A 9,703-nucleotide genomic window follows, 5' to 3' on the forward strand; every position below is an offset into this window, starting at 1 on the left:
ATTAAATGGAACAAGTACAATCAAATTTAACAGAAATATAACGATGAAAATGCCTGTTAATTACCAAGTAAGTGCAGATAATGACTATTCAACAGATGAAAAACACAGAATATCTTGAAAAAACATGGACCTTGACGGTTACATATCCTCACGAAAACTCTCAAGCAGGATGGGACATGAAATTTTTTAATTTTTCATAGAATTTTTTTTATTTTAAAAATTTTTTGCAATAATTTTATTTTTTCAGTTGTTTTCTATTGTTTATTTTGTTGTATATTCTTTTTTTTTAAGTTGTGTCTTATTGTGTATAGTTTAAACTCTGTATTTTACTTGTTTTAAGTCTGTTGTTGTGAATTTTGTTAGGTTTATGTTTTGTTTCATGTTTGCAAATGGTAGTTTCTGCTGTTTTTTTTGAGCGTATTTTTGTAGATTTTTTTTGGTGGGGCTTTTGTGGTTTTCTATTTTTCTTTGCATTTTTATTTTTTTTTGGGAAATGTTTTCCATAGTCACTGATTATTCTGTATCGTTGTGTTTTTACTGCAATATTCTTGTACTGGGCAGTTTTTTGCATTCTTTGGTCCAATGTGTGATTCTTGTTTTGTTTTTGTATTGGTATTCGCTTTTTTTTCTATAGTGGTTGACCAATTGGGGGGGAAGATATAGGTCATCATTTTCGTGATCATAGTTGATAATTTATCTTTTGGAAAAATGGTTTTTCGGACAAATTTCTATTTTTTTCTTTTCTTGAGAGTTTTCGTGAGGATATGTAACCGTCAAGGGTCATGTTTTTTCAAGATATTCTGTGTTTTTCATCTGTTGAATAGTCATTATCTGCACTTACTTGGTAATTAACAGGCATTTTCATCGTTATATTTCTGTTAAATTTGATTGTACTTGTTCCATTTAATGGAACAAGTTCGTAATGGTCTGTTGGATTGTATTGTTATGTATGATGCTAGGATTATTCTTTTATGTGAGTCTACAGCAATCTGTCCATTGTAATCCAAATTCCCCATTTTACCTCTTTTTTTTATTAATCATAAATCTTGAATCTGGATCATTTACACTTTATTACATCATTTTTTCCAGAATTCTTTAAGCTTTTCTTCGAGTGTTTTCAAGCTTTTTTATAAATTTTTTTCAGGATTTTTCTTCTGGATTGTTTTAAGAGGTTTTTACTTGAAGCTCTCAATTTATCTTTGGTCTACATCATTTTTTCAAAGGATTTTTTTTTATTGATTTTCTCTTACTGTTTCTTGGAATTTTTGTTTGTTAATATGATTCAGGAAACACTAATTTTTCCAGATTCATCGCCCAATTCCAAATCTTCTTCTTGATCCAATTTATAATACTTTTCTTCCAAAGTGTTCTTTCCATGATTATTTTTAATTGTTGTTCATTGGTTATTATTTTTTAAAGATGTTTTTACTTTAGTTCCATCTAAAAATTAAATGGTGGATTTTAATTAAATCTTCCTTCTTTTGCAAATCTTTAAAGTTGTTTTAAAAGCTTCATCAATTAAATCAGGTATAATCCAATTTGAATCTTTAAAAATTGTCCCTATAAACTGGCTTTTGCATGCCTGCTAAGTACATATAAGCAATATTCAGTTCTTGTTCTTCTCTCAATTTCACGAGAAGACAATCCACCATCAAATAACACTCATCAAAACCAATCCTAAGCAACATTTCACGAGGATAAGCAGGTTCACCAGGCTTATCACGAAAAACTCCTTGTTAGCTTCGGAACAATCAATTTGATCAACCACATTTTTAATAAAATAACACGGATGACCTTCAGGAATCAAATTACTCAAGTCCATAGGCACCAACATAGTCTGATTAATAGTATCATCTTTTAAAACCATAAATAAAACAACCATAAATATTAATATCTATAATAAAAGATTATACTTCATAATATATAAAATTAAAGGAAAAATAAACGAAAAAAATTTTAAAAATTAATGAGAGTCATGTCCCATCCTGTAAGTATAAGAAAAAAATTAGTATGAAAAAATATAGTTTCTTACCAAAATTTTATACCTAATGAGTTATAGATATATACTCATGGGAAAATTTAATAATAAAATTGAGAAACATTTGGAGCTTTCTGAAATTGCAGATATTTTGAAAGAGTACAGGGAATATTACAATGTTTATAGGCGTCTTTTAGTGATTCACATGGTTGCAAACGGTGAAAGTATTGCTAAAGCCTCAAAAAACATTAATATATCCAGAAAAACTGGTGAACGATGGGTCAAACAATATAATGAAAATGGTGTTGATGGCTTATTTTCAAATTATTCGAATTGTGGCCGAAAATCATACCTAAATGACCAACAATTAAAAGAATTAAAAAAAATCATTACTGGAAATGAAGAAAAATATAATTTAAAAGATGTAAGAAATCTTATTGAAGAAAAATACGGAATAACATACAGCGAAAAGCAAGTTTGGGTCATTACAAGACAAAAACTAAATTTAAACTATGAAAAACCATTCATTCAATATAAAACTCATCCAGAAAAAACCTGAAGAAGATCTTAAAAAAAAACTAACTTTCATAAATCTAAAAACTGAGTATTTTGCTTTTTTTAGATGAAACATCTTGTCAAAATGTTCTAAATATCATAAGAGTATTATATGCTCTTGGAGAAAGAAATACACAAACAAAACATCCAATAAAATTTGGAATATATGTAACTGGCTAAGGAATCAATTACAACTCATACATGGAAGTAAACACAAAAAACAATGCATTCCAATTTGTAATTACATTATGTCATTAATGTATTGAAAACATGGAAAACACTTTCGATAAACATTTAATCGAATGCAAAAATTGTTGAAAAAACATGCGAAATATTAAATATAAACCTAACGTCTTTACAGCCATATTGCCCTGATTTAAATCCAATCGAAGATATATGGCGTAAAATCAAATCGAAAATATATAAATCAATATATGAAAATTTAAACGAATTAATAGGAATATTTAAAGAAAAATTCAATAAAATAGTCGATTTAACATCATTCTACAAAAATTGGGTGAATGAATATTTAGATACAAACATTTGGTAAAACACTATAGAAAAAATTCTTAAGTTTCTAGGAATAATCTATTATAGACTAAAAATAAATAACATAAAAGACAATGAAAAAATATTAAAAATGAGTCAATGACCCATATAAAAAAATGATTATTCATTTAAAGAAATAATACTAATTTCATAATTACTTCCATCTTCAATATCAATTAATACAGCCCCATTATCCTTGAGCATGCCAGGATTAGCTACATCAGTTACTGTGCCAATTTTACAAAGAGCTTTTGCTTCATGAATATGACCACAAATATTAATAGTAGGTTCAAATTCATGGATAGACTTTAAAATTCCTTGACTACCAACATGATCTCCACTTTCTGTTAAATCGGCGCAAGTGTTATATGGTGGAGCATGAGTAACTAAAATTTTAACTTTGGAAACTTCTTTATTTTCCACATAATCATAATTCGCTAATAATTCATAAACCTCTCCATAAATCTTGTTATCTTGAATTTCACCTGGAGTATTGAATGGAGTTGGATTTGAACCACCATATCCAAATAATACTGCATCCCCATATGCAACAATATTTTTATGAAGGCAAAATGCTCCTGATTCATTAATTGCATTACATATACCTTCAGGATCACAATTACCTGGAACAGCCATTACATCACAATCGCAGCCTAATATTTTACTTATGAATTCATCAACAAAATCTAAAGGACCAAAGTTAGTAATATCACCTGTAATTAAAACTAAATCAATATCATTATTTTTAAGATATGTAATTAAGTTTTCATTATCTTCCCCATGAACATCACTTATTGCTAAAAATTTCATTAAAATCACCTAATTATTCTAAAAAGAAAGATCCCATTTCTTTTAAACCAATTTTGAGATCTTTATCATCCCCATGTAATTGAATAGTTAAATCATCATCATATTCAATAATTAATCCATTCCATTCTGCAATTTCTTGAACTCTTTCTTCAGCTAATGCTTTTTTCAAAGTGATTCTACCAGTAATTAAACCAGGTGGAGTATTAACTAAGAATTTGGATCGGGATTTAGAAAATTCAAATACTTCTTTTCCTTGCATGACTTGTTTAAATAAATCAAGCCATTTATCAACATATTCTTCGCCCTCTTCTTCAGCAATAGTTAAAAGAGTTCCTTGAATATTATTTAAAGACATTTCTGCTTTTGCCAAACCATTGATTAAATCTGGATGAGATGGGTCTCTTTTATAAGAACTAATAGATGACCTAATTAGTCCCATCTCAGGGTTAATTCCATTTGGGATATTATATCCTTTTTTAGTTAAATCTGTAAGAAGATTATGTAGAACTAACCAATTTTGTTCAGATGGCATGTTCATAAGTGTCCACCTATAATTTTTAAAGTTGTATGATTGATTTTTGCATCAGCATCCTTTAATTCTTTTTCAATTTCCCTAATACTATTATAAGAGTCTAAAAATAAAACGTGATGAGTTGATGTGCCAGCAATGTTTAAAATAGCTATTTCATCAGTGTCGTTAATTTCTCTTTTATCAATAGTTGCTTTGAATTGAACATAAGGTTCATATTCTTCTGGAAGGTCTGTGTATTTAAAAATACCATCTAATGTTGCGACAAACATATATACACCTCAAATTTTTATAGTCTAATTTATTTTACTAATGATATATATAATTAATTACAAATTATTCGTGTAATATAAAACAAAATAAAAAATCCCTAAAAAAGATTAAAAATTAATATAAAAACTAAATAAAAAAATAATAAAACAATTAGCTATCAATGAAACAAAAGTTTTTCAAGATAACAAACCATCCAAAAATGTGTTTTCAATGTCTAAAAAAATAAAAATTAAGGATAAAAAATCCTAAATTTATTTTGCATTTTCGCCTAATGCTTTTGCAAGAGCAGGAGCGGCATCAATAACTTGTGCATCTAAAGTTAAATCTTCAGCAGATAATCCCATAGCTAATCCATATAATTGAGCTAAATGGAACACAGGGATATTAAAGTTAGTACCATATCTTTCATTAACTTCTTTCTGTCCTGCATCAAATTGCATGTGGCAGAATGGACATACATTAATGATAGCTTCAGCACCTGCAGCAGTCATATTATCAAGTTTTTCTTTTGTGAAACTAGCAGTTACATCAATATCTCTAGATCTTAAACCACCACCAGCACCACAGCACATCATTTTGTCTTTATAGTCAACAGATTTTACACCAGTGAGTTCTACAATATCGTCTAAAATAGATGGATTTTCAGCTTGTTCTTCAATACCAATTTCTTCAGTTGGTTTTAAGAAGTGACATCCATAGTGAACTGCAACATTTAAATCTAATGGTTTTTCTACAAGGGATGCCAATTGTTCAAATCCTACATCGTCTCTTAAAATTTGTGCAAAGTGTTTAACATTAATAGTTCCTTTGAATTCTCTGTTAATTTCTGCTAAGTTAGCATTGATTTTTTCTCTTTTTTCGTCATTTTCTTTTAACATATGGTTACATTCAGTTAAAGATCCAAAACAACCATTACATTCAGTCATGATATCTAATCCCATGTCTTCAGCAATAGTTAAGTTACGTGCACCGATTGTAGCCCAAGTTTCTTCATCAAAAGAACCAAATACACCAGGAGCTGGACAACAGGAAGCCCCTTCCATGTCTTTTAATTCAAAATCTAATGCGTCAAATAAAATTCTGGTTGCTTTTTCAACACCAGGATAACGGTTGTTCATGATACAACCTAAGAAGTATGCAATTTCCATATTATAACTCTCCAAAAAAAATTATTCTTTTAATCCACCAGTTGCTTCATCGTAACCAATTAATTCATCAAAAGCTGTGACTTTACATAATGTTTGTACTTCTTTTAAAGCTTCAGGGAAAGAATGAGTAGTAGAAGGCAATTCAGAAAGACCAATTTTGGTTCTTAATGCTCTTACTTTATCATTGATAGGTACAGCATGTCCAGTATTCATTACAAAAACACCAGTCATTTTGTGTCCTTTTGCCATATATCCTGCATGAGCAGCTATGTTACGTGCTTTTTTAATAATTTCCACAATTTTAACACTTCTAGGACATCTTTCTTGACAAGTGTAACAAGTAGTACACATCCATAGTGCATCATCAGTGATTACTTCTTCTTTTAATCCTAACAAACATTTTCTTACTATTTGTCTTACTTTATAAGGAGTTCTTCTTCCAGAAGGACAACTTCCACTACAAGTACCACATTGGAAACAATGTTTTACAGTATCAATTCCCGCATCAATGAACTCAGTAGTAAAATCTGGATCACGATGGGTATCATTTAATAATTCTTTATCAGTCAATAAAGTCATATTATCTCTCTTTTCATCTTTATTAATTGAATTTTCATCTTTATTTTTTTTATCTTTAGAGTCTTCAACATCTTCAGAATCATTTGTTTGTTCAAGAATTTCTTCTTCAGAATCTTTCTTAACAGATTCCATAGAAGTTTTCTCCTCAACAACCTCTTCAGTTGTTTCAAGAGCTTCTTCAATGTTTTTTGATTCATCAACGTTGTCTTTATCTAAAGGTTTAACAGAGACATCTTCAGATGTGTTAGAAACATCTTTTGGGATGTCTTCTTTTTCATTATCTTTACCTCTAAATAGAGATTTAAGACGATCTAAAATAGACATTGAAAACACACCTCGGATAATCATTGGAATCTTTTCCTCAAATCCATACTAATATTCTATAAAAATAACATATATAAAGCTTACTAAATTTTTCGATTGTGTTACCTTATAGATAACACTTGATTAATATTTTAGGAAACCCCAAAAATGAAAAAAGTGAAAAATAAAGATATTTTAAGCATTAACAATAATTAATCTAAAATTTCCGTAATATACCCCCATAAGATATTATAACCAATATTTAGAATTAAACAATTATAACTAACTAAAACATTGCTAAAAACCTTTTTAAAAATAGAAAAAATATTAACTGATAAGATAAGTTTAAAATACAATGTTTACTAATATGAAAGTAAGAAATAAAAGGTAGAATTAAATGATTAACAAATTTGAAATTAAATCCCATAATGGACCTGGAAGACTTGGAAAGTTAGATAATAAAATAACACCAAGATTATTTTTTAAAAACGACCTTAAAATATCTCCAAGTGAAGGATCAGCATACAATGTAGACAAAGAAATAGCTAAATTCAATGTTGATGAAACATTAAGACTTGCAAAGGAAAATGTTGATATTTGTGATGTTGCTGTAATTCAAGGGTCCAAATATATTGATTTAAGAATCGAATGTTTAAAAGAATTAGAAAATATTGGATATAATGGATTCATCATAGCTAATGGTGATGAATTATTACTCCACCCAAGAGATTTAGTTGATATAATTGTTAACTTAAAAATTAATGCTAAAGCTAATAGTTATTTCATATTTTCATTTGCAGAAGCTTCATTTATGCCATTATTAACTTACATGGGGATTGATGGATTTTTAAGTGAATCTTCAAATTACTATAGTTACCTAAATGCACTAATAACTCCCACTAAAACTTATGATTTAAATACCTACCCCATTTACGAAAACATCACTCAAAAAGAATTAGAAGAAAAAAATATTAAAAGTTTAGAATTTGTTATAAAAGAAATCCAAACCCATATAAAAAACAATTCTTTAAGGAATCTTGTTGAAGAACGCTCTAATACTAATCCTCAGAATATATCAACTTTAAAAATACTTGATAAAAATTATATGGACTTTTTACTAGAATACAGTCCATTATTTTAATTATTTATTCTAAATGACGAAATTATTTCTTTAAATTCATTTTCACAAACACCAGAAATATCTAGTGTTCTAAGTTCAAAAATATAAATGAAAGCATCTTCAATAAAGACATAAGTATGAATATCAAAGTTAAGCTCTGAAGTATCAATATTTGCATGTAATTTAATAGCATCCATATTAGCTATTTTAGTAAATTCTGAATTTAAAATGACTCCTCCATCATCACTTATTGAATTTTCCATAAATATTTTATAATCCTTTAATGTTGTTCTAGTTGGAAACATAACTCCATTAATAATGTTTTCTTGTCCTTTAGATAATGTAGCAATACAATCAGGGTTATTCAATATGTCAGCTTTTTCTACTTCCCATCTAGATGGATATTGAAAAGTAATTTTACCAGTGTTGAAAGTTTTCATTCATTATTCCTCTCTAGAATGTTTAACATCAATTGTTTCTGTTTTATTCTCTTTTATAGTGTCAATATATTTGGAAAATGGTTCAGGAAGTTTAGGCATTACTTCTTTTAATATTTCAGATGCATCTAATTCTAATGCTTGAGCGGACAATAGCTGTTCAACATCAAAATCAAAATCAAATGGTTTTAATAAATCATCAGTAGGCACTCTTAAATTGATTTTTTTCTTATTTAATATCATTTTAATAGTACTAGTGTTCTTAATTTGCTCATTCATAGCATCAATAGTACTGTTTATTTGATATGCAATAGCTTTATTCTTCTCATTTACATCATGTTTTGATTGAGAAATAGATTTTTCTAAATCCTCAACTAATTTAACATTTCTTTTATTAATATTATCACGAGCTTCATCAATTACAACATTAATAGCATTAAGAATAGACTTATTTAACTCAACATTATATGCCAAAATCATCTTATTTTTATAATCAAGTTCTTTAAAAATAGACACCCTTTCATCATCAATTTTTGAAACTTTCTTATTTAATTCATGGATTTCATCTTTAGCTTTAAGTAACTCTTCTTTATCGCTTAATTGATCTTTTAAACTATTAACATCATCAAAAAAGGAGCCTTTTAAAGTTTCAATCTGATTTTCAAGTTCATTTATTCGCTCATCCTTATTGTGGATAATCTCATTATATTCTCTAATTTTTTTTTCAGAAAACTGATTATTGATTAGTTTTTCATAATCCTCTTTAGCAAGAACCATTACCAAATCATCATCTTCAAAAGGATCCTCTTTTTTAAGACTAACTTGTTTTTGTTTAGATTCCTTTTCAACTGTATTTCCATCACTATCTTTACTATTATACTTTTTAGTATAAACCCGAACAGTTCTTAAATCTTCATTTTCCATTATAGAACACCTACTTATATAATACAATTATTATTTATTTAACATAAATATTTAAGTATGTTCTATTTTCCCTGACTTTCCTTTTCAATCCACAATAACATTGCCTCTTCCATAGCTTTTGAATACCAGCCCGTTTTGAACAACATTTTACTTGAAGCTAACTTGCGAAAATTCAAGTCAATGTCATTATTGATGGTAATTGTTACTCTCTTGTTGTTTTTCATATATTATTAATACGATTTTTTAATAAATAAATTAGCTAGTGTTTTTTAATATGAATTTAACATTAAAAAATTAAAATAATAATTTAAATTATATTCTATAAAATGAATTAATAGTTATAACCCATATATCAATGAATTAGTTTTTTAGACTTTGTTGAAATCCTGTATTTACAGTTGAAATTTCACATCGAGTTTATTTTTTTTCTATTTTAAACTCTTATTTTTGGTGTTTTATGATATATTTATTTCTATTTTATTTACATTTGAAATATTA

The 9,703-nt window shown here is 27.7% G+C and carries 10 protein-coding genes; 3 read left to right on the plus strand and 7 right to left on the minus strand.

Translation table 11 applies throughout. The features are described 5' to 3' along the window. The first annotated feature begins 2,069 nt into the window (after window positions 1–2,069). A complete protein-coding gene (locus tag MBORA_RS07230) occupies window positions 2,070–2,537 on the plus strand; it encodes a helix-turn-helix domain-containing protein (RefSeq protein WP_063720458.1) in 468 nt (155 codons plus the stop codon). Window positions 2,538–2,873: 336 nt separating this feature from the next. After that, window positions 2,874–3,083, plus strand: a complete 210-nt coding sequence (locus MBORA_RS11200; RefSeq protein WP_394296251.1) for a hypothetical protein — start codon at window positions 2,874–2,876, stop codon at window positions 3,081–3,083. Between the two features lie 119 nt (window positions 3,084–3,202). Here MBORA_RS11200 and MBORA_RS07235 read toward each other — a convergent pair whose 3' ends face one another. From MBORA_RS07235 to hdrC, 5 genes are all read right to left on the minus strand, one after another. After that, window positions 3,203–3,892, minus strand: coding sequence for a metallophosphoesterase family protein (locus MBORA_RS07235; protein WP_042691221.1), 690 nt, complete (start codon window positions 3,890–3,892; stop codon window positions 3,203–3,205). Window positions 3,893–3,905: 13 nt separating this feature from the next. Further along, window positions 3,906–4,430 (minus strand): DUF2096 domain-containing protein, encoded by a 525-nt coding sequence (locus MBORA_RS07240; RefSeq protein WP_042691225.1) that lies wholly within the window; start codon window positions 4,428–4,430, stop codon window positions 3,906–3,908. After that, window positions 4,427–4,693 (minus strand): DUF749 domain-containing protein, encoded by a 267-nt coding sequence (locus tag MBORA_RS07245; protein ID WP_042691227.1) that lies wholly within the window; start codon window positions 4,691–4,693, stop codon window positions 4,427–4,429. Before MBORA_RS07245 ends, MBORA_RS07240 begins: the two co-directional genes overlap by 4 nt. 252 nt (window positions 4,694–4,945) lie before the next feature. Continuing rightward, on the minus strand, window positions 4,946–5,842 hold the full coding sequence (hdrB, locus tag MBORA_RS07250) for a CoB--CoM heterodisulfide reductase subunit B (RefSeq protein ID WP_063720459.1): 897 nt from the start codon (window positions 5,840–5,842) through the stop codon (window positions 4,946–4,948). Between the two features lie 21 nt (window positions 5,843–5,863). After that, window positions 5,864–6,745, minus strand: coding sequence for a CoB--CoM heterodisulfide reductase subunit C (hdrC, locus tag MBORA_RS07255; protein WP_063720460.1), 882 nt, complete (start codon window positions 6,743–6,745; stop codon window positions 5,864–5,866). A gap of 376 nt (window positions 6,746–7,121) precedes the next feature. Here hdrC and MBORA_RS07260 point away from each other — a divergent pair, with 376 nt between their 5' ends. Continuing rightward, window positions 7,122–7,865 carry a tRNA guanosine transglycosylase family protein gene (locus tag MBORA_RS07260; protein ID WP_063720461.1) on the plus strand — a complete coding sequence of 248 codons (744 nt, stop codon included), beginning with the start codon at window positions 7,122–7,124 and terminating at the stop codon, window positions 7,863–7,865. Here the strand turns inward: MBORA_RS07260 and MBORA_RS07265 are convergent. Together MBORA_RS07265 and MBORA_RS07270 are read right to left on the minus strand one after the other, a co-directional pair. Beyond that, a complete protein-coding gene (locus MBORA_RS07265; protein ID WP_042691232.1) occupies window positions 7,862–8,284 on the minus strand; it encodes a PsbP-related protein in 423 nt (140 codons plus the stop codon). The genes MBORA_RS07260 and MBORA_RS07265 overlap by 4 nt on opposite strands. Window positions 8,285–8,287: 3 nt before the next feature. After that, on the minus strand, window positions 8,288–9,205 hold the full coding sequence (locus MBORA_RS07270) for a hypothetical protein (RefSeq protein WP_042691234.1): 918 nt from the start codon (window positions 9,203–9,205) through the stop codon (window positions 8,288–8,290). Window positions 9,206–9,703 lie beyond the last annotated feature (498 nt).

The organism is Methanobrevibacter oralis, from assembly GCF_001639275.1.
Classification (GTDB): Archaea; Methanobacteriota; Methanobacteria; order Methanobacteriales; family Methanobacteriaceae; genus Methanocatella; species Methanocatella oralis.

Excerpts from the sequence above, each read along its gene's own strand:
- MBORA_RS07260 (WP_063720461.1), top strand. The coding sequence starts at position 7,122 with ATGATTAACAAATTTGAAATTAAATCCCATAATGGACCTGGAAGACTT.
- MBORA_RS07245 (WP_042691227.1), bottom strand. The coding sequence starts at position 4,693 with ATGTTTGTCGCAACATTAGATGGTATTTTTAAATACACAGACCTTCCA.
- hdrB (WP_063720459.1), bottom strand. The coding sequence starts at position 5,842 with ATGGAAATTGCATACTTCTTAGGTTGTATCATGAACAACCGTTATCCT.
- MBORA_RS07270 (WP_042691234.1), bottom strand. The coding sequence starts at position 9,205 with ATGGAAAATGAAGATTTAAGAACTGTTCGGGTTTATACTAAAAAGTAT.
- MBORA_RS07265 (WP_042691232.1), bottom strand. The coding sequence starts at position 8,284 with ATGAAAACTTTCAACACTGGTAAAATTACTTTTCAATATCCATCTAGA.
- MBORA_RS07240 (WP_042691225.1), bottom strand. The coding sequence starts at position 4,430 with ATGAACATGCCATCTGAACAAAATTGGTTAGTTCTACATAATCTTCTT.
- MBORA_RS07230 (WP_063720458.1), top strand. The coding sequence starts at position 2,070 with ATGGGAAAATTTAATAATAAAATTGAGAAACATTTGGAGCTTTCTGAA.
- hdrC (WP_063720460.1), bottom strand. The coding sequence starts at position 6,745 with ATGTCTATTTTAGATCGTCTTAAATCTCTATTTAGAGGTAAAGATAAT.
- MBORA_RS07235 (WP_042691221.1), bottom strand. The coding sequence starts at position 3,892 with ATGAAATTTTTAGCAATAAGTGATGTTCATGGGGAAGATAATGAAAAC.